Below are 19,631 nucleotides of genomic sequence, written 5' to 3'. Positions count from 1 at the left end.
GGCGATTCAGGCCCGGTCTTCGGAGCGGAGCATCCACTGGCCCAGGCCCACGCACCCGGCGGAGGTGAACAGGGTCAGCGTCCACGCGACGCTGAAGGGGGCGTCCAGGGACATGAGCACCGGCAACGGCGCCCACCCCGCGACGAAGGACGCCGGGGTAAGCCACAGCGCCCTGAGGCCGCGCGTGAGCGCCTGGATGAGGCCCAGGGCGAGCCCGGTGAGGGCGAAGCCGACGAACAGCGCCAGGCCGTAGGCCTTGTTGAACATCAGCATGTAGACGCCCAGCAGCGGGAAGACATGCACGAGGCCAGGGAGCCAGACGAGGAAGGCGGTCAGCATCCAGCGGCGTGACGGCGGGGGCTTGGACATGGGCCCCAATCCAGCCCAAGTCTGGAGCCCTGACCATTCCCCGCCAGCGGACACTGTCCGCCAGGGCCAGCTATCGCACCAGGACGCGCTGGGTGCCCAGTCCGTCAATGAGGGCGATGACGTCGTTGGGGGCGCGCTCGAAGAGGCCGGGGGTGTAGTTGCGGGAGGTGCCCGTCCAGATGGGGCTCGGCGCGGACCAGGTCTCGAAGTTGGTCGTGGTCAGCACGAAGCCCACGTGGCAGCTGCGTTGCTCCACCGGGGCGCTGGAGAGGTCGGGCGGACCGGCCTTGTCCTCGTCGGTGCAGAACGCGACGCCCACGGGGCCGTTGCCCACGCGGATGGCATAGGGGACGTAGGCGTTGTAGCGGCGGCCCGAGGCCGGGTCGATGCGCGAGGCATACACCGTGCGGCGCAGCGAGTCGTCCCAGGTGCGGCCGCCGTCCCAGGACTGCACGGCATTGATGACGTTGGCGCGGGCGCCGCCGGTGGGGAACGCCTCCACGCCCTCCACCACGGCCATGATGCGGTCCCCGGACAGCTGCACCACCGTGGGCATGCCCTCACGGCTGAGCGCGCCGGCCCGCTTGTCGCGCGACACGGTCACGGTGCCGTACGCGTTCCAGGCGCCGGTGGTGCCCCGCCGTCCCTGCATGGCGATCCACTGGTGGCCGGGGAAGCCGCCCTGCGCGGCCAGCAGCTCGGAATCGTAATAGACCTGCAGGTCGCCGTTGCCGCGCTGGAAGAGGAAGGGCGCGCCCACGAAGCGCGTCGTGGGCCCCACGACGGTGCTGTCGTAGACCCAGCTGTCACCGTCGTTGTCGCTGCGGGTGATGGTGACGCGCCACTGGCCTCCGGCGTACTCGCGGAAGGCACAGAAAAGGGTGTGCGTGCCGGGGATGGCGCGCATGGTGACGTCGCCGAACTCCACGTTCGGATTGTTGGCGACGGAGCCGTGCAGCGCCCAGCTCGCGCCCCCGTTGGTGCTCGTCCACACGTCGATGCCGTGCCCCCAGCTAGCGCCGCCGATGAGCACGCCATCCGCGCGGCGGGTGATGCCCCGGATGGGCCCACCCCCACCCGGCATCAGCACCCGCCAGCCTCCCGCCGGAAGCTCTGCCTCCACCCGGGCCACGGACAGGGAGTCCTCGACGGCCTCCTCCGGCGCGCAGGCACCGAGCGAAGCCGTCAGCAACATCCACATCACCAGACCGCGGGAGGGAGCGTTCATGCCCAAGAGCCTGCGCTCCCTGGATTCCAAGCATCAAGCGCCAGGGCCGTAAAACCCCCGGCCGCGTCTACAGCTTGACCTGGCAGGCCTTGAGGTTCGTGCTGCTGACGCCGTTGCAGGCGTAGCTCTCCCGGCAGTCGGACTCGGAGTCACAGACGGGCGAGCACATCAGCGTATCCAACTGGCGCGTGCACAGCGTGCCGGACGGACAGCCTCCGCCCTCCCCTTCCGCGGTGCAGTCCTGCGCGCAGAAGGTGCCGGGGAAGTCCCTGCGGCAGGAGAGGCCGGAGTCACAGCCGTCCTCGCCGCAGGTCTCCCCCACGCCGCCATCGCTGTCTCCACAGGCCAGCAGGGGGAGGAGCGCCAGGAGGGGGAACAGCACTCGGGTCAGTCGCATGCGAAGTCCTTTCAATCACATGCGGGGCCGGCCCCCCGCGCGGCCCGAGCATGCGCGCCTTCGGGGCGACGCGTCCAGCGACGCGTCTGCCTTCCGTCAGGCCGCGAGCAGTGCGGTTCAGAGCGGCTGGGTGCGCTGGATCAGCCATTCGCGCGCCGCGCCCTCGACGAGGGGCTGGAGCCGTTCACGCACGGTGGCGTGATAGGCATTGAGCCAGTCCACCTCCTCGCGGGACAGCAGGGCCGGGTCCACCAGCCGCGTGTCGATGGGGCAGAGGCTCAGCGTCTCGAAGCGCAGGAAGTCGCCGAACTCCGTCTTGCGGTCGGGCACGGCGGCGATGAGGTTCTCGATGCGGATGCCCCAGCGGCCCGGGCGGTAGAGGCCGGGCTCGTTGGAGGTGATCATCCCCGGCTCCATCGCCGTGGTGAGGTCGTTGGACAGGACTTGGGAGAAGCCGTGCGGCCCCTCGTGGACGTTGAGGAAGAAGCCCACGCCGTGGCCCGTGCCGTGGCCGTAGTCCAGCCCCTCCGCCCACAGCGGCGCCCGCGCCAGCGCGTCCAGGTTCGGGGAGCGGGTCCCCCGGGGGAAGCGGGCGCGGGACAGGTTGATGTTCCCGCGCAGCACCAGCGTGAAGTCGCGGCGCTGCTCGGGCGTGGGCTCGCCCACGGGGACCACGCGGGTGATGTCCGTGGTGCCGGACGTGTACTGGCCGCCGGAGTCGATGAGCAGCAGGCCCTGCGGCTTCTGCCCCGGCAGGCACACCGTCGCGTGCGAGTCTTTCGTGGCCCGGTAGTGCGGCATGGCGGCGTTCGCGTTGAACGCGGCGATGGTGGAGAAGCTGAGCGAGACGAAGCCCGGACGCCGCGCCCGTTCCGCGGAGAGGCGCTCGTCCACGGTCAGCTCGGTGATGGGCTCGCGGCCCAGGGCGGACTCGAACCAGGCGAAGAACGCGCACAGCGCCGCGCCGTCCTGCTCCATCGCGTTGCGGAAGTGCGCGAGCTCCGCGTCCGTCTTGCGAGACTTGGCCACGGTGGACGGATTGAGCCCCTCCACCACGGTCACGCCCCTGGGCACCGCCTGCCGCAGCCCGTGGGTGATGCGCCGGGGATCCACCAGCAGCCGCGTCCCGTCCGCCAATGCCGCCAGCGCGCGGGCCGCTTCGTCGTACGGGTGGAGGGTGATGCCGTCCGCCTCCAGCGCCGCGCGCAGCGCGTCCGGCACCTTGCCCGCCCCGATGAACAGGCGGGCTCCACCGGGCTCCACCAGCAGGTGCGCGAGGAACAGCGGAAGGTGCTCCACGTCCGCGCCGCGCAGGTTCATCAGCCACGCGACGTCATCCAGCGTGGAGATGAAGTGGTGCGTCGCGCCCAGCACGCCCATCTCCGCGCGCACGGCTCGCAGCTTGTCGGTCCGTGACACGGGCGACAGCGCGTGCGCGAACACCGGCGCGGCGGGCAGGGGCGGCCGGTCCGCCCAGGCCTCCGCCACCACGTCCAGGTCCGTGCGCAGCACCACCCCCGCCGCGGACAGCTGCGCGGCCGCCGAGCGCGCCACGCCCAGCCCCAGCACCGCCCCGTCCACCGCCACCGTCTGCCCCTGCGGCACGTTCGCGGCCAGCCAGTCCAGGTGTGACTGCCCGGGCGCGTTCATCGTCCGCACCGTCGCGATGCCGCTGCCCTTCAGCTGGGCGTCCGCCTGATCCCAATAGCGGCTGTCCACCCAGAGGCCGGCGTAGTCCGCGGTCACCACCAGCGTGGCCAGCGAGCCGGTGAAGCCAGACGCCCACTCCCGCCCCTTCCAGCGGGCCGGCACGTAGGTGGACAGGTGCGGGTCGCTCGTCGGGACCCAGACCGCCGCCACACCGCGCTCCCGCATCACCTGCCGCACCCGCGCGATCCGCTCGCGCGCCGCGGCCCCCTGCGTCTGCTCAAGGCCCATGGCTTCCTCCGTCGTTGCGACGTGCGTCCTCATGCCGCAAACCGCGCGCCTTTTCGAGGCCCCTCACGGGCAGGAGGGACTGCCGCCCGGGTCAAGACCGCCGGGAAGACGGCTGTTTCTCGGAAGACGCGGTGCAGCATCCCGTTGCATCGAGAATGGGCGATGTGTTGTCCATTGACGGGAAAGCGCCGCGTGGGCCTGGGCCCACTGCATCCGGGTGCTTACCAAGCGGTTGGCCGCGGTGAGGAGCACGCGGCCGGCTCCACCCGTCTCCTGAAGCAGGCCTGGATTCCCACCGTGCGACGCGTACTCGCCATCCTTCCCTACGTTCCGCTGCCTTCGGATACGGGCGGCACCCTGCGCACGCTCGAGCTGGTGCGCGCCCTTGCCTCGCGCTTCACGTTGGACGTGCTCGCGGTGCACCGGGCGGGCAACGACGCCGAGGGCTTCAGGCGCTGGCTGGGAGAGCTGGGCGTGCCGGCCTCGCGGCTGCACCTGGTGGACCTGCCGCGCGTGGCGCCCGAGGAGACCTTGAAGAGCACGCGGGCCTTCCTGCGGGGCACGCCGCTCACCTACGTCCGCTTCGCGCGCCAGAGCGTGCAGGACGCCTTGCGCCGGGTGCTGGCGGAGCGCGGCCCCTTCGACATCGTCCACTTCGACCACCTGCACATGGCGCAGCTGTTGCCGCTGGCGCGGCGGCTCAACCCGTCCGCGCACATGGTCATCGACGAGCACAATGTGGAGAGCCAGCTGCTCGCGCGGATGGCGCCGCTGAGCCCGCCGCCGATGCGTCCGTTCCTGAACTGGCAGTTCAAGCGGGTGGAGCGGCTGGAGCGCGAGTGCGTGAGCCAGGCGGACACCGTGCTGGCGTGCTCGTCCGTGGACGCCGAGCAGCTGCGAGCCATGGGAGCGAAGCAGGTGCAGGTGGTGCCCAACGGCGTGAAGCTGCCGGACTTCGCGCCCCGGGAGACCCGGGGCGACGACCTGGTCTTCGTGGGCTCCATGGACTGGTGGCCCAATGAAGACGCGGTGCTGCTGCTGGCGCGCGAGGTGTGGCCGCTGGTGTCGTCGGAGCTGTCGACCAGCAAGCTGATGGTGGTGGGCCGCAGTCCGCCCGCGTCCGTGCGAGCCCTGGAGAACGAGCGGCTGGTGGTGACGGGCTCGGTGCCGTCGGTGGCGCCGTACCTGGCGCGCGCGCTGGCGACGGCCATTCCTTTACGCGCGGGCAGCGGGACGCGCCTGAAGGTGCTGGAGGCCGCGGCGGCGGGAGTTCCCGTGGTGGCCACGCGTCTGGCGGTGGAAGGGTTGCCGGTGGTGGAGGGGCAGCATGTCCTCCTGGCGGAGTCCCCCGAGGAGTTCGCCGCCGCGCTGCGCCGGCTGCGCAAGGATCCGGATCTCTGCAGCCGGCTCGCGCAGAACGCCCGCCGCATGGCGGAGTCCTTCGCATGGGACGGCATCGGGGCCGGGCTGGGCGAGCTCTACCTGAACGCGGTGTCCGTGAGTGGCGAAGCGAAGAAGCCCTCCAGGGCGGAAGCCAACTGAGCCCCGGAGTAGCGTGCGGCGAGCCGCCACAGCACGCCGAGGCCCGCGAACATGGGTTCTGCCCGGGGGCTCGCCCGTCCGGGGCGCACCGAAAAACCTGTCCGACAGTCCAACAGACTTTCGGCGGCCACGGCTGGCGGGGCCTCCTCCGCCCAACCGAGCAGTGGAACCCGGTCCGACTGTCCGACAGGTTTCCGGCGGTCGCCGCTGATGGGAGCCTCCGCCTATCCAAGCCTTGGAAACCGGTCCGACTGTCCGACAGGTTCTGCGCAACCACAGTCGATGGGGGCCGCAGCCCAACCGAGCAGTGGAAACCGGTCCAACAGGTCCTGGGCAGCTGCGGACGGCCGCGGGCCTCCGCCCACCCATCCGGGCAGTGGAAACCGGTCCGACAGGTCTTGATTGGACGGTAGCGGTCGGCAGGCGCTCCCACCTTCCGGGCAGTGGAAACCTGTCCGACTGTCCGACAGGTTCCGGGCGACCGTAGCCAATGGGGTCGCCACCAACCCGGGCAGTGGAAACCTGTCCGACTGTCCTACAGGTTTTTTGGCGGCCACAGCTGGCGGGTGCCTCCGCCCATCCGAGCCGGGAAACCGGTCCGACTGTCCGACAGGTTTTGGGTGGCCGAGGCCGACGGGTGCATCCGCCCGCCCAAGCTGCGGAAACCTGTCCGACTGTCGGACAGGTTTTGGGTGGCCGAGGCCGACGGGTGCCTCCGCCCGCCCAAGCTGCGGAAACCGGTCCGACTGTCGGACAGGTTTTGGGCGGCCGCGGCTGGCGGGAGCATCCGCCCACCCGGGCCGTGGAAACCGGTCCGACTGTCCTACAGGTCTTGGGTGGCCGAGGCCGGCGGGTGCATCCGCGCACCTGGGCCGCGGAAACCGGTCCGACTGTCCGACAGGTTTTGGGCGGCCGCGGCTGGCGGGAGCCTCGGCCCACCTGGGCTGCGAAAACTGGTCGGACTGTCGGACAGGTTTGGCCGCACCGGGCGGATGGGGTGCGGCGGCGAGGTGATGCCTCGGTTGCCCTACCCGGCCGCGACCTGCTCTTCGCGCGGGTCCATCAGGGCGGGCAGGTAGAGGGATTCAATGTAGCGATTCGCCATCCGCTCCGGCGCGTGGTGCGTGACGACGTACTCCCGCGCCGCCTGCGCCATCCGCGTGCGCCAGCCGGGCGCCGTGAGCAATCCCGCGAGCGCCGAGGCCAGCGTGCCCGCGTCTCCCGGCGGCACCACGAGCCCGCGCCCCGTGCCCAGCACGTGGGGCAGCTCTCCGACTCCGGACGCCACCAGCGGGCGCCCCAGCGCCATCGCCTCCAGCGCGACCAGCGGCATGCCTTCACGCAGGGACGGCATCACCACCGCGTCCGCCGCCGCGTACACGCTGCGCACTTCCGAGCGGAACCCCAGGAAGCGCACCGGCAGCCCTTGAGCCTGCGCCTCCAGCGACTCACGCAGCGGACCATCGCCCACCAACAACAGCGTGGGCACCGTGGCGCCAGGTGTCCGGGCCAGCCGCTGCATCGCGTCCAGCAGCACCTGGGGCCCCTTCTCCACCGACAGGCGCCCGACCAGCGCGATGACAGAACCCTCCGGCGCGAGCCCCAATGCCTCGCGAGCCTGGAGCCGCTCCGCCTCCGTGCACTCGGCCGCGAGCGGCAGCGCGTTGGGGATGTAGACCACCGGCGAGCGATGGACATACCGGCGCAGGCGCGCGGTCAGCTCGCGCGATACCGCCGCCACCGCGCGCGTGCAGTTGCCCAGCACGCGCGCGAATCCCTCGTAGGCAATCAGCGCGGGCGTGGCGCCGGTGTCCCCGTGGTACGTGGCCACCAGCGGGACTCCAGCCAGCGCGCTCGCGGCGGCGCCCAGCGTGAGCGACTTGTAGTCATGCGCGTGCAGCAGCCCCACGCCGCGCCGGCGGACTTCCGAAGCGAGCGTCGCCACGGCCATCGCGCTGAAGCGGCCGGGCACCTCCAGCGTCAGCGCGTCCAGCCCCTGCTCCCGAGCCGCGCCCGACAGCACGTCCACCCGTCCGGGCGGAACGAGGCTGCACACCTGCGCGCGCCACGGCGACGGCGTGGACGCGGCCAGCGACAGCAGCGCCCGCTCCGCGCCATACAGGCCGCAGGTGCTGCGCACATGGAGGATGGTGGAGTGCGGCACGCGTGATTCCCCCGTGCCCGCTCACGCCTGGGCGCGAGCCGCGGCCCCCCGGTAGAGCTTCGCGTACGTGTCCACCATCGTGGACAGCGAGTAGCGCTGCGCCTCGCGCTTCGCCGCTTCGCCCAGGCGGGAGCGCAGCTCCGCGTCGTGGGTCAGGCGCTTCACCGCGCCGCCGAGCGCATCCACATCCTCGGACTTCACCAGGAGCGCCGTCTGCCCATCGCTGTGCACTTCGCGGATGGCGGGAATCGCGTGCGACACCGTGGGCAGCCCCACCGCCATCGCCTCCAGCAGCGACAGCGAGCGGCCCTCGCGACGGGACGGCTGCACGTAGACGTCGAACGCGGGCAACAGCTTGCTCGCCTCCAGCAGCGCGCCCGTGAAGTGCACCCGGCCGGACAGCGGAGACGCGGCGGCGCGAGCGCGCAGCGAGGCCTCCATCGGGCCGGGACCAATCATCACCAGGTGCGTGTCCTTCGCGTCCGCGAAGTGGCGCAGGAACGCGTCCACCAGCAGGTCCGGGCCCTTCTCCTCGGAGAGGCGGCCCAGGTAGCCCACCACCGTGGCGTCCTGGGGAAGGCCCAGGCGCTCACGCGCGGCCCGGCGGGCCTCCTCGCCCGTGGCCACCTCCAGCGGCACGCCGTTCTCGATGGTGACCACGTTGGAGAGCAGCTTCGGACTCCAGCGCTCCAGGCTGGCGCGCACCTCGCTGCCGCACGCGACCAGGGACTGGGTGAACATGGCGGCGGCCATGGCCGCGGGGCGCAGCTTGCCCTGCGGCTCCACCGTCTGATGGAAGGTGCCCATCACCGGCGTGCGCGGACGCAGCGTGCGGGTGGCGACGGCGTTGAGCCAGGGGCCTACGTCGTGGCCATGGACCACGTCCGCGCCAAAGGCGTCCACCTCCTGGGCCAGCCGGCGGATGGCCGCGGGCGTCATGCCGGCGAGGCCTCCCAACCAGACCGTGGGGACGTTGGCGCGCTGGAGCAGCTCGCGCACCGGACCGTCCGGCCCCAGGGCCAGCACCACCGATTCGATGCCCCTCTCACGGCCGTGCTGGGACAGCCGGACCACCAGCTGTTCGAGTCCGCCCATCTCCAGGCCATACATCACGTGAGCCACGCGCGTCGGGCGCGCCGTCGGGTGCATTTCGTTCTTCATGGACGCGGCCAAGCTAGGCACGCGCCCCAGCCCCACAACCCCCCGAGGACGCCCCACGGCCCGGCGGATGTCCGGCAGTGGAAGTTCCTTCGCGGTGCGTGAAGGCACGGGGCTGCCCAGAGGAGGAGCGGCCCGTTTGCCCGGGGCTTCCGTCCTACACGAGACTCGTGTGCATCCAACGCCCACAGGCCCCTGGGGGCCCCACCGGAGCCCCTTCTGCGGTGCGGCACCTTCCTGTGCGCCAGCTGCGACGGAGCGAGCACCGGCCTCTGCGAGGACTGCGCCGAGCGCGACGGCTCGGGCGCCCAGCTTCAGCGCGGCCGGAAGCGCAAGGCCGTCGCGTGGATGATCCTCCTCTTCCTGTTCGGCCCGCCCTTCCTCCTCATGCTGGCGAGCACCCTCAACGCCCTGCTGCACTGAAACCAGAAGGTGTCTGGCATTGGGCTCTCGTGTTCGCCTCTCCGCACTGACCATGGCCCTGCTCGGGGATACGCGCCGCGGACGTTCCCTCGTGAGCACGCGTGAGGTCGCCGGCCAGGGCCATGCGTGGTTGCTGGTGCGACCTGAAGCACAAGAGGTGTTGTTTCAATTCCTGGCGGAATTGTCTCGGGGCCCCTGACCTTTCACTGTCAGCCACGCAAGAATTGTCAACCACCCATGAAACACTTGAATTCCGCGTTGATACCATGCGAAGCCACCGTCGCCTTACTCATATCAGGAGTCCGACGTGCTTCGACATGCATCACGCTGGGTGACGACACTCGTGCTGGGTTTCACCTGGATTCAGACGGGCTGTGCCCCCGCCGAACCGCCCACCTCACAGACACCGGAGACGACCACCGCCGAGCAGCCGCTGCTGCCCGGTGAGCGGTCGCTGCTGGGCACCACCGCGCTCCCGGCCGTGACGGCCGCGGATGACAGCGCCGCGGTGGAGCTCGGCGTTCGCTTCCGCAGCGACGCTCCGGGACGCATCATGGGCGTGCGCTTCTACAAGGGCCCGGGCAACACGGGCACGCACACCGGCAGCCTGTGGACGGCGTCCGGGTCGTTGCTGGCCACCGCCACCTTCCAGAACGAGACGGCCTCCGGCTGGCAGGAGGTGCGCTTCGCCTCGCCGGTCACCATCGCCGCGGACACGAACTACGTCGTCTCGTATCACGCGCCCGCGGGGCACTACGCCGTGACGAGCAACGGCTTCGCGTCCGCGCTGGACGCGCCGCCCCTGCACGCCGAGGCGGCCACCAATGGCCTCTACCGCTACGGCACCAGCGGCTTCCCTACCAGCTCGTTCAACGCGAGCAACTACTGGGTGGACGTGGCCTTCCAGCCCAACGACACCACGGCCCCGCGCGCGCCCACGAACCTGGTGGCGACGCCCAGCTCGTCCACCGCCATCGACCTGACCTGGTACGCGTCCGTGGACGGCTCCGGAGAGACGCAGGGCAACGCGCGCTGGCACCTGGTGTACCGCAACAACGAGCTCATCGCGGAGCTGCCCGGCACCACCCTGCGCTACCGCGACACCGGCCTGAATCCCTCCACCGGGTACAGCTACGCCGTGCGCGGCCGTGACGCCGCCGGCAACCTCAGCCCGTCCTCCACCGTCATCATCGCCACCACGCTCCCGAACATGGCCTGCAACCCCTGCAGCCTGTGGACCAGCGCGACGGGCAACCCGCAGTACGAGAACGCCGACGCCACCCCCGCGGAGGTCGGCGTGAAGTTCCGCACCGACGTGGCCGGCACCGTGACGAAGGTCCGCTACTACAAGGGCAGCACCGACACCGGCCCGCACGTGGGCCACCTGTGGAGCGCCACCGGCACGCTGCTGGCCACCACGGAGACGACGCCCGCCGAGTCGGGCTTCGGCTGGCGCGAGCTGTCCTTCCCCACGCCGGTGAGCCTCACCGCGAACACGACCTACGTCGTGTCCTACTTCGCCACCGGCGGACGCTATGCCATCACCCCGTACTACTTCAGCACCGCGGGCGTGGACATGCCTCCGCTGCACGCGCCCTCCACCTTGGAGGCCGGTGGCAACGGCGTTCGCAACCTCAACGGCAGCGGGTTCCCCACGGAGGCGTGGCTCAACACCAACTTCTGGGTGGACGTGACGTTCGTCCCCTCGGAGCCCACCGGTCCCGCGACGGTGGACCTGGCCGTGACGCAGTCATTCCCGGACGGCACGGGCGCCAACGGTGACCTGCTCTTCTACGACATCACCGTGACGAACAATGGCCCGGCGGCCGCCACCAACGTCGTGCTCGACGTGCCCATCCCCACGGGCCTGAGCTACTTCTTCTATTCCGCGAACGCGCCTGGCATCAACGGCAGCCACTGCGGGTTCTTCAGTGACCTGCAGTGTGGCGCCCCCATCCTGGCGCCGGGTGCGAGCTTCACCATCCACGTGCAGGCCATCCCCTTGAGCGCCGGGACGTTCGTCAGCCAGGCCACCATCTCGGCCTCGGAGGCGGACTTCGTGCCGGGCAACAACACGCACGCGCTGACCATCCCCGTGGGCCCGTCCACCAACCTCGTCACCTTCGACAACATCCCCGGCCAGGACGAGACCCTCAACGACTCGTATGGCCCCATCCAGTTCGGCCTCAACCGCTGGTACATCGCGTCGCCCTGGGGCGGGTTCGACACGAAGAGCATCTCCTTCAACGGCGGCGGCCTCACCCAGGCCAACCTGGGCATCATCGGCCAGCGTCGCATCCTGGGCCTGGATGCATTCACGTGGGACAGCGGCGCCACGCTCACCCTGAAGTGCATCGACCTGCCCACCCTCACCTTCCCCTTGACGGCGGGCCAGGTGACGCACATCGTCCCCACCTGGACGCAGCCCTGCACGGTCTTCACGCTGATCACGTCCAACGGCTGGGACACGAACTTCGACAACCTGGAGCTGTCTCCGCGCCCCTGAGCGCGTGACGCATGGGAGGGCGGGTATGCTTCGCGGATGCCCGCCGCTCCCCTGCTTTTGAGTGCAGCGACGTCGCTGCTCGCCACCCCGTGGCTCCTCGCGGTGGACTAGGACGGCTTCTCGCCCGAGCAGGCGGCGGCCCGCGAACGCAGCAGCGCCTGTTCCTTCGCGTTGCGCGTGAGCGACGCCGCCCGCTCGAACTCCGCCTTGGCCTCCTTCAGCCGCCCCAGCTTCTGGAGCAGGTCGCCGCGCACGCTCGGCAGCAGGTGGTAGTGCTTGAGCGACGGCTCGGCCACGAGCTGATCCACCAGCTCCAGCCCCACCGCGGGACCGAACGCCATTGACAGGGCGACGGCGCGGTTCAGCTCCACCACCGGCGACGGCGTGAGCCGCGCGAGCACCGCGTAGAGCGCCGCGATGCGCGGCCAGTCCGTCTCCTCCGGCGTGCGCGCCCGAGCATGGCACGCGGCGATGGAGGCCTGCAGCGTGTACGGCCCCGCCGGCCCTGCCTTCTCCGAGCGCTCCAGCGCCGCGAGCCCACGGCGGATGAGGAGCTGATCCCACAGCGCGCGGTTCTGCTCCAGGAGCAGCACGGGCTCACCCGAGGGCCCCACCCGCGCCCGGGACCGCGACGCCTGAATCTCCATCAGCGCCACCAGCCCGTGCACCTCCGGCTCGCCGGGCGCGAGCTCCGCGAGGATGCGCCCCAGGCGCAGCGCGTCCTGGCACAGCTCCGGCCGCATCCAGCCATCGCCCGCGGTCGCGGCATAGCCCTCGTTGAAGATGAGGTAGACGACCTCCAGCACCGACGCGAGCCGCGCGGCCAGCTCCTCGCCGCGGGGGACCTCGAAGGGGACGCCCTTCTCCGCCAGCGTGCGCTTGGCCCGCACGATGCGCTGGGCCACCGTGGGCTCCGGCACCAGGAACGCGCGGGCGATTTCATCCGTCGTCAGGCCGCCCAGCAGCCGCAGCGTGAGCGCCACCCGCGCCTCCGGGGACAGCACCGGGTGGCAGGAGGTGAAGATGAGGCGCAGCAGGTCGTCGCCGACGTCGTCGTCCAGGGCCGCGTCCAGGTCTGGCACCTCCGCCTCCTCCAGCCCATGCCCCAGCTCCTCGTGCTTGCGCGCGAGCAGCTTGTGACGGCGCATCTCGTCGATGGCGCGGCGCTTCGCGGTGGCCATGAGCCACGCGCCCGGGTTCTCCGGCACGCCCGACACCGGCCATTTCTCCAACGCCACGACCAGCGCGTCCTGCGCCAGCTCCTCCGCCTGCCCCACGTCGCGCACCATGCGCGCAAGCCCGGCAATGAGCCGGGCGGACTCGATTCTCCACACCGCGTGCACCGCGGCCTGCGCCTTGGACATCGTCACGGCGCGAACTCAATCAAATGCACGTCGAACGGGCGCCCCGGAAATCGACAGGGGGTTCGATTTTCCGCGAAGACAGCACGGCCCCGGGCCTTCCATCAGAGGAAGACCCGGGGCCGTCACCTCACGCCCGCGCCTCGGCCGCCAGGCCAGCGGCCGACTCCGGCACCGGCTCGTACGTCCCCAGGCGCATGCTCGCCACGGCGCGTCCCTGCGTGCGGCCGCGCAGCGCCGTCACGTAGCCGAACAGGCGCGCCATGGGCACCCGCGCGGACACGCACCGCGCCGCCCCCTTCGCCTCCATCCCCAGCACCCGTCCCCGCCGCGACGCCAGGTCGCCCAGCACGTCGCCCAGGAACTCCTCTGGCGTCACCACCTCCACCTCCATCACCGGCTCCAGCCCCTGCACGCCCACGCGCCGCGCGGCCTCCTGGAGCGCCAGCGAGCCCGCCACCATGAAGGCCTGCGGCGTGCTGTCCTTCACGTGCGTGTCCCCATCCACCAGCCGCACCTCCACGTCCACCAGCGGCACGCCCTCCCGCATGCCCTTCGCCATGGCGCCGGCCACGCCCTTCTCGATGGCGGGCACCAGCTCGCGGGGGATGGAGCCGCCCTTCGTGGCGTCCACGAAGACGAGCCCCGCCCCTCGCGGCGCCGGCCCCACGTCCAGCACCACGCGCGCGTACTGCCCAGGCCCACCGGACTGGCGGACGTGGCGGTACTCCTGGCGCACCGCGCTCCGGAGCGTGTCGCGGTACGCCACCTTCGGCTGTCCCACGCGCGCCTCCACGCCGAACTCCGTCCTCAACCGGTCCACGACCACCTCCAGGTGCAGCTCACCCATGCCGGACAGCAGCACCTGGCCGCTCTCCGGATCCACGCCCAGGCGCAGCGACGGGTCCTCCGCCGCCAGCCGTTGCAGGCCCTCTTCCAACTTCGGCAGCTCCGCGGGGGAGCGCGCCTCCACGGCGAGCTGCACCACGGGCTCCATCACGTTCAACGCCTCCAGCACCACCGGCGCCTCCGGGTCGCACAGCGTGTCGCCCGTGCGGACGCCCTTGAGCCCCAGCGCCGCGCACAGGTCGCCCGCGTGCACATCCGCCACCTCTTCGCGGCGGTTGGCGTGCATGAACATCAGGCGCCCCACCCGCTCCTTCCGCCCGGTGACGGGGTTGAGCAGGACGGTGCCCGCGCTCAGCGTGCCCGAGTACACCCGCAGGAAGACAATGCCTCCCACGGCCTTGTCGCTCATCAGCTTGAACGCCAGCGCGGTGGGCGGCCCCGAGTCCGACACGGGACGGCTGACGCGCTCGCCGGTGACGGGCGCAAAGCCCTCCACGGCGGCCACGTCCGCGGGTGACGGCAGGTAGCTGACGACCGCATCCAAGAGCATCTGCACTCCCTTCTTCTTGAAGGCCGACCCGCACAGCACCGGCACCAGTGTCCGCGCGAGCGTGCCCGAGCGCAGCGCGCGCTCCAGCTCCTCCGCGGTGATGTCCTCCACCCGCCCGTCCACGAACTTCTCCATCACGCTCGCGTCCAGGTCCGCGCACACTTCAATGAGGCGCATGCGGTACGGCAGCACCGCCTCCATCAGCTCCGGAGGCACGGGCGCGCCGTCGTCAAAGCCGCCGTCGTCGCCCTGGAAGCGCACCAGCCGCATGCGCACCAGGTCCACGAGCCCCTGGAAGTCCGCGCCGTCGCCCACGGGCCACTGCACCGCCACCGGGCGCACGCCCAGCCGGTCCACCATGGACTGCACGCTCAGGGCGAAGTCCGCGCCCACCTTGTCCATCTTGTTGATGAACGCGATGCGCGGCACGCCGTAGCGGTCCGCCTGGCGCCACACCGTCTCCGACTGCGGTTCCACGCCCTGGCTGGCGTCGAACACCGCCACCGCGCCGTCCAGCACGCGCAGCGAGCGCTCCACCTCGATGGTGAAGTCCACGTGGCCCGGCGTGTCCAGGATGTTGATGCGGTGGGGCACGCCCGCCTCCCGCCCGTGCCGGGGCTGCCAGAAGGCCGTCGTCGCCGCGGAGGTGATGGTGATGCCGCGCTTCTTCTCCTGCTCCATCCAGTCCATCTCCGTGGAGCCCGTGTGCACCTCTCCCGTGGAGTGGATGCGGCCGGTGAAGAAGAGGACGCGCTCGGTGAGCGTCGTCTTGCCCGCGTCGATGTGGGCCATGATGCCGATGTTGCGATACCGCTCGATGCGCGTGGTGCGAGACATGGAAGACTCCCGTTCCCGTCCGGGCAGCAAGGCCCGCGGGTGTGTATTGGATTGAGACGCCGGTTGGATGAGAGGAATGGACCGGTGGCTGTCTTCGGGCGCGCACGCGCACGCAGGACCTACAGCGGCACGTCAGGCCGCCACGGGATGGCGCGAGGACACACGAAGGCACCCCCAGGGAGGGGACGGGCGGAGACGGAACTCACGGTGCACGGGCAACCAGCCACGCGCGCACCGGAGGACTCCGGTCCGCCTGCTCAAATATCGAGCAGGACCTCGTGACGGGGGGCGAGGCGCACGTCCGCCGCCGGCGCGAAGGCGCTCAGGACAGGCAGGGCATGGAGAGTGACGGGCCTCATGATGAGACAGGAGTAAGACAGACAGCCCCCGCTGTCAACCCGGCGGCCTCCCCGGGGTCCAGGCCCGGAAATAAATCCCGAAAGAATATCCGCCGCGCCCGCCGTAGATGTGGCGGTTGGCGACAGAAGCCAACCCCTGGTTCCTCCGAGGGGGAAGTATGTCCACGTTCTACAAGCGCCTGCTGACGGCCTCCATGGGTCTCGTCGGCTTGAATGGGTGTGTCTACGGCTTCATCTACGACTCCGCGACGGGCAGCGCCGTGGAAGGCGTGACGGTCTACGTCGCCTCCGGCAGCTGCAGTGGCAGCGGCTGCGGCACCGGGCTCGCGACCCAGACGACGGATTCATCCGGCCTCTTCGTCTTCGACGCCTATGGCAACCGCCACGGCGAGGACCAGGTCCAGCTGATCACCGCGGCGTCCGGCGAGGAGGCGGTGCGGCTCGTCTACTCCCGCTCGGGCTACCGCTCCGTCACCGTCTACCACCGGCCCAAGTACACGACGATGACGCAGGACGGGACCGACTATCAGGTCTCCGCCGTGCAGCCCGTGTACCTGTGCGCGCTCAACGCCGTGGACTCCGACGGCGACGGCGTCTGTGACGCGGCCGAGGCCCGCTACGGCACCAACCCCAACAGCTCCGACACGGACGGCGACCGCATCAGCGACTTCGCGGAGCTGTTCGGCTACGGCGGCGTGGACCTGCGCTACTGGGGCGCGGATCCGCTCAAGAAGGACGTCTTCGTGGAGGTGGACTACTACGCGGACCGCAAGCCCACGCAGGGCGCGCTGGACCGCGTGACGACGGCCTTCGCCAACGCGCCGGTGTCCAACCCCAACGGCACCACGGGCATCGCGCTGCACCTGGTGCTGGACTCGCAGATCGCCGCCGCGGACGTCATCTCCAACCTGGACACCGGTTGGGTGGGCGTCGACACCATCAAGAGCAAGTACTTCAAGTCGCGCCGGGCGCCCTTCTTCCACTACGCCCTGTTCGCGAACACCTACGGCACGACGACCTCCAGCGGCCTGTCGCGCGGCATCCCCGCCCATGACCTCATCGTGACGCTGGGCGGATGGTCCACGCCGGGCGGCACGGAGCTGCAGCAGGCCGGCACCCTCATGCACGAGCTGGGGCACAACATCGGCCTGCGCCATGGCGGCACGGACGACGCCAACTACAAGCCCAACTACCTGAGCGTGATGAACTACGAGTACCAGACGTTCGGCCTGCGCATCGACGGCGTGGACAACGTGCTGGACTACTCGCGCGTCCGCGTCGCCTCCGTGACCGAGACGTCCGTCAATGAGGTGTCCGCCTTCGCGCCCATCGCCCCCACCACGGAGGCGGACCTGGCCCGCATCGGCGTGCGCATCAACGGCGTGCAGCGCGCGGGCACCGCGAGCGCGAACCTGGACATCAACGGCAGCGGCGTCATCCAGGCCGCGTCCTTCGCCTACAACTTCAACCGTGACTCCGACAGCGTGGACCTCTTCCCGGCGTCACAGAATGACTGGCTGGCCCTGGTGTACGACGGCGCCGGGCAGATTGGCGACGGCTGGCTGGGCACCACCCAGGGCCTGAGCCGCCAGCAGCCCTTCTTCGTCGTCCCGGAGAAGACGGACTCCTGCCTCACGGAGCAGATGCTCCTCAAGCGGTAGTCCCCGGCCATCCGTCCTGGCAAGTCATCCCCCGCCGGGCCCCTCTTCACGAGGGACCCGGCGGTCGTTCATCGCCCCCAGGCCCGCGTAGACTGCGGCGCATGTCGCATGTCGCACTCGTGGGCTACGGACGTTTTGGACGCGCGCTGGGAACGTTGCTGGAGGCGGTGGGCGTGGAGCACCGGGCCCTGGACCCGGTGGCGGACATCCCGGAGCCGCTCCGCGCGCACTCGGTGGGTGAGCTGCTGGAAGAGGCGGAGCTGGTGGTGGTGGCGGTGCCGGTGCCCCAGATGCGGGACGTGCTGCGTTCCCTGCGGCCCCATCTGAGGCCGGAGCACCTGGTGCTGGACGTGGGCAGCGTGAAGGTGAAGCCCGTGGAGGCGCTGACGGAGGTGCTGGGCGCGCAGGTGCCCTGGGTGGGGACCCATCCCCTCTTCGGCCCCTTGAGCCTGGCCATGGCCGAGCGTCCCATGCGCGTCGTGCTCTGCCCCAACCCGCTGCATCCGGAAGCGGCCCCGCGCGCCCGGCGCTTCTACGAGGGGCTGGGCTGCGAGGTGATTGAGCAGACGCCTGAAGGGCATGATCAGGTGATGGCGCGCACGCATGCGCTCACCTTCTTCGTGGCCAAGGGGATGGTGGACTCCGGCGCGGCGGCGGACGTGCCCTTCGCGCCGGCCAGCTTCAAGGCGCTGTCGCGCACCATCGAGACGGTGCGCGCGGACGCGGGCCACCTCTTCAACGCCATCCAGCAGGAGAACCCCTTCGCCACGCAGGCGCGAGGGCAACTGCTCACAGCGCTCCAGGACATCCACCGCGACCTGGAGGCGGCGCCCCCGGTGACGCAGGCATCCGAGGCAGCGGGCCTCGCCGCGCCCGGGCTGGAGCCGGAAGCGCCCGCGCCCCGCGAGCCGCGCGAGCACATCGATGCGCTTGACCGCGAGCTGGTGGAGCTGCTCGCCCGCCGCGCGGAACTGGCCCGCCGTCAGCGCCGGGCCCAGGAGAAGGGGAACGAGCCCGCTCGCACGGAGACGCTGCTCGCCGTGCGCCGGGCGTGGGCCCGGGAGCTGGGCGTGGACGCACAGGAGGTGGAGGCCGTCTTCCGCGTCGTGCTGGGCAGCAGCCTGCGATGACGCGGCGCCAGGCCCGGAAGACCCAGGCCTTGCAGCGCGAGGCCGCGGCGGTGAAGCGCATCCTCGAACAGGAAGCGCTTCACGGCGGCACCTATGCGCTGGTGGCCGGCGAGCTTCAGCACTGGACGCGCATGCCCCGCGACGGCGCGCTCGTGCGGGACTTCATGCTGATGAGTGACGGCCTCGCCATCCGCCTCTCCTACTACCTGAAGCGCCATGGCCGGGAGTTCTCCACGCGGGAAGAGGCGGAGTTCGTGCTGTTCGGCGAGGAGTCCAGCGGCGTGCTGGACTGAGCCTCAGAGGTACTCGTCCAGCCAGTCGAACATCCGGTGGTTGGCCACGGCCTGCGCGCCCTCCTGGCAGTGCAGGAGCCCCGTGTCCTGGGTGGTGAAGAGCATGTAGTCCTTCGGGCACTCCAGCGCGTCGAAGAGCAGCCGGGCCTGGCCCTGGGAGAACGCCTCGGCGGTGCCGTCCATCACCAGCGTGCGGCAGCGGATGCGGTGGACGATGGGCTCGTTGTTGAACCGGCGCAGCTCGAAGAGCAGGGCCGACGGCGTGCTCACCCCGTGCTTGGACATCGAGTCCTTCATGTACCAGCGATAGAGGAACACCTGCTCCATCAGCTGGGCCATGGCCGCGTCGAAGGCCTGGGGGTCGCTGTCCAAGAGCGGCATCACCTCCGGGAAGTACATGTTGAACTGCTCGAAGGAGGACTCGCCCCAGTTGAGGACGCCGGGGTTGGGGATGAGGATCTTGATGCGCCGCTCGAACGCGGCGGCGCGCGGCACCAGCGCCCCGCCCATGCTCCAGCCCAGGAGCGCGATGCGCCGCGAGTCCACCCCCGCGATGCACAGGGCGAAGTCCACCACCGGGCGGATGACGTTCTCCCAGTCGTGGCGGAACGGCAGCCCCTGCGCGCGGATGGCCATGCCCTGGCCGGGCGCGTGCACGATGAGGCAGTGGTAGCCCCGCGCGAGCGCCGCGTCGATGACGTACTTGGACTCCTCCGGCCACGCGTCGCGGCCCTGCTGGAAGATGAGCAGCGGCGCGATGCTCCGGGCGCTCGGCGCGCGGAAGAAGTAGCCGGGCAGCGTGGTGCCCTCGTATGGGATGCGCACGGGCGTGCCCGGTATCTTCAGCAGGTGGAGCGCCTTGTTGT

At 70.8% G+C, this 19,631-nt stretch carries 14 protein-coding genes; 5 read left to right on the top strand and 9 right to left on the bottom strand.

Annotated elements, in window-relative coordinates:
* Positions 1–6: 6 nt before the first annotated feature.
* From D7V80_RS42325 to D7V80_RS26715, 4 genes are all read right to left on the bottom strand, one after another.
* Positions 7–369: a hypothetical protein gene (locus tag D7V80_RS42325; RefSeq protein WP_199738864.1), complete on the bottom strand. Its 363-nt coding sequence runs from the start codon at positions 367–369 to the stop codon at positions 7–9.
* Positions 370–439: 70 nt separating this feature from the next.
* Positions 440–1,597, bottom strand: coding sequence for a phage capsid protein (locus D7V80_RS26725; protein ID WP_233585738.1), 1,158 nt, complete (start codon positions 1,595–1,597; stop codon positions 440–442).
* 67 nt (positions 1,598–1,664) lie between these two features.
* On the bottom strand, positions 1,665–1,994 hold the full coding sequence (locus D7V80_RS26720; protein ID WP_147447222.1) for a hypothetical protein: 330 nt from the start codon (positions 1,992–1,994) through the stop codon (positions 1,665–1,667).
* A gap of 117 nt (positions 1,995–2,111) precedes the next feature.
* Entirely contained in the window at positions 2,112–3,932 is a 1,821-nt protein-coding gene (locus D7V80_RS26715; RefSeq protein WP_120590845.1) for an aminopeptidase P family protein, read from the bottom strand.
* Positions 3,933–4,229: 297 nt separating this feature from the next.
* On the opposite strand from D7V80_RS26715, the gene D7V80_RS26710 reads away from it, so the two are divergent.
* Complete coding sequence (locus D7V80_RS26710; protein ID WP_158616704.1) at positions 4,230–5,474, top strand: glycosyltransferase family 4 protein; 1,245 nt, start codon at positions 4,230–4,232, stop codon at positions 5,472–5,474.
* A gap of 1,027 nt (positions 5,475–6,501) precedes the next feature.
* Here the strand turns inward: D7V80_RS26710 and D7V80_RS26705 are convergent.
* Together D7V80_RS26705 and D7V80_RS26700 are read right to left on the bottom strand one after the other, a co-directional pair.
* Entirely contained in the window at positions 6,502–7,638 is a 1,137-nt protein-coding gene (locus D7V80_RS26705; protein WP_120590843.1) for a glycosyltransferase family 4 protein, read from the bottom strand.
* Between the two features lie 21 nt (positions 7,639–7,659).
* The gene (locus D7V80_RS26700) at positions 7,660–8,799 is read right to left on the bottom strand and encodes a glycosyltransferase (RefSeq protein ID WP_158616703.1); all 1,140 of its coding nucleotides are present in this window, start codon (positions 8,797–8,799) and stop codon (positions 7,660–7,662) included.
* A gap of 727 nt (positions 8,800–9,526) precedes the next feature.
* On the opposite strand from D7V80_RS26700, the gene D7V80_RS26695 reads away from it, so the two are divergent.
* Positions 9,527–11,725 (top strand): DUF4082 domain-containing protein, encoded by a 2,199-nt coding sequence (locus D7V80_RS26695; protein WP_120590841.1) that lies wholly within the window; start codon positions 9,527–9,529, stop codon positions 11,723–11,725.
* A 107-nt stretch (positions 11,726–11,832) separates the two neighbouring features.
* On the opposite strand, the gene D7V80_RS26690 is transcribed toward D7V80_RS26695, so the two are convergent.
* The gene (locus tag D7V80_RS26690) at positions 11,833–13,089 is read right to left on the bottom strand and encodes an RNA polymerase sigma factor (protein WP_120590854.1); all 1,257 of its coding nucleotides are present in this window, start codon (positions 13,087–13,089) and stop codon (positions 11,833–11,835) included.
* Positions 13,090–13,216: 127 nt separating this feature from the next.
* On the bottom strand, positions 13,217–15,322 hold the full coding sequence (gene fusA / locus D7V80_RS26685) for an elongation factor G (protein ID WP_120590840.1): 2,106 nt from the start codon (positions 15,320–15,322) through the stop codon (positions 13,217–13,219).
* A 517-nt stretch (positions 15,323–15,839) separates the two neighbouring features.
* On the opposite strand from fusA, the gene D7V80_RS26680 reads away from it, so the two are divergent.
* The 3 genes from D7V80_RS26680 (at position 15,840) to D7V80_RS26670 (ending at position 18,765) form a co-directional block, all read left to right on the top strand.
* The gene (locus D7V80_RS26680; RefSeq protein WP_120590839.1) at positions 15,840–17,342 is read left to right on the top strand and encodes a hypothetical protein; all 1,503 of its coding nucleotides are present in this window, start codon (positions 15,840–15,842) and stop codon (positions 17,340–17,342) included.
* Positions 17,343–17,443: 101 nt separating this feature from the next.
* The gene (locus D7V80_RS26675; RefSeq protein WP_120590838.1) at positions 17,444–18,472 is read left to right on the top strand and encodes a prephenate dehydrogenase/arogenate dehydrogenase family protein; all 1,029 of its coding nucleotides are present in this window, start codon (positions 17,444–17,446) and stop codon (positions 18,470–18,472) included.
* Complete coding sequence (locus D7V80_RS26670; protein WP_120590837.1) at positions 18,469–18,765, top strand: hypothetical protein; 297 nt, start codon at positions 18,469–18,471, stop codon at positions 18,763–18,765. Before D7V80_RS26675 ends, D7V80_RS26670 begins: the two co-directional genes overlap by 4 nt.
* A gap of 3 nt (positions 18,766–18,768) precedes the next feature.
* On the opposite strand, the gene D7V80_RS26665 is transcribed toward D7V80_RS26670, so the two are convergent.
* Positions 18,769–19,631 (bottom strand): S9 family peptidase (locus D7V80_RS26665; RefSeq protein WP_120590836.1); only part of this gene is annotated, 863 nt, incomplete at its 5' end.

It is taken from the genome of Corallococcus sp. CA054B (genome assembly GCF_003611625.1).
Taxonomy (GTDB): Bacteria; Myxococcota; Myxococcia; order Myxococcales; family Myxococcaceae; genus Corallococcus; species Corallococcus coralloides.
Note: the sequence above shows the minus strand (reverse complement) of the source record. Positions and strands in the feature narration are given on the sequence as shown.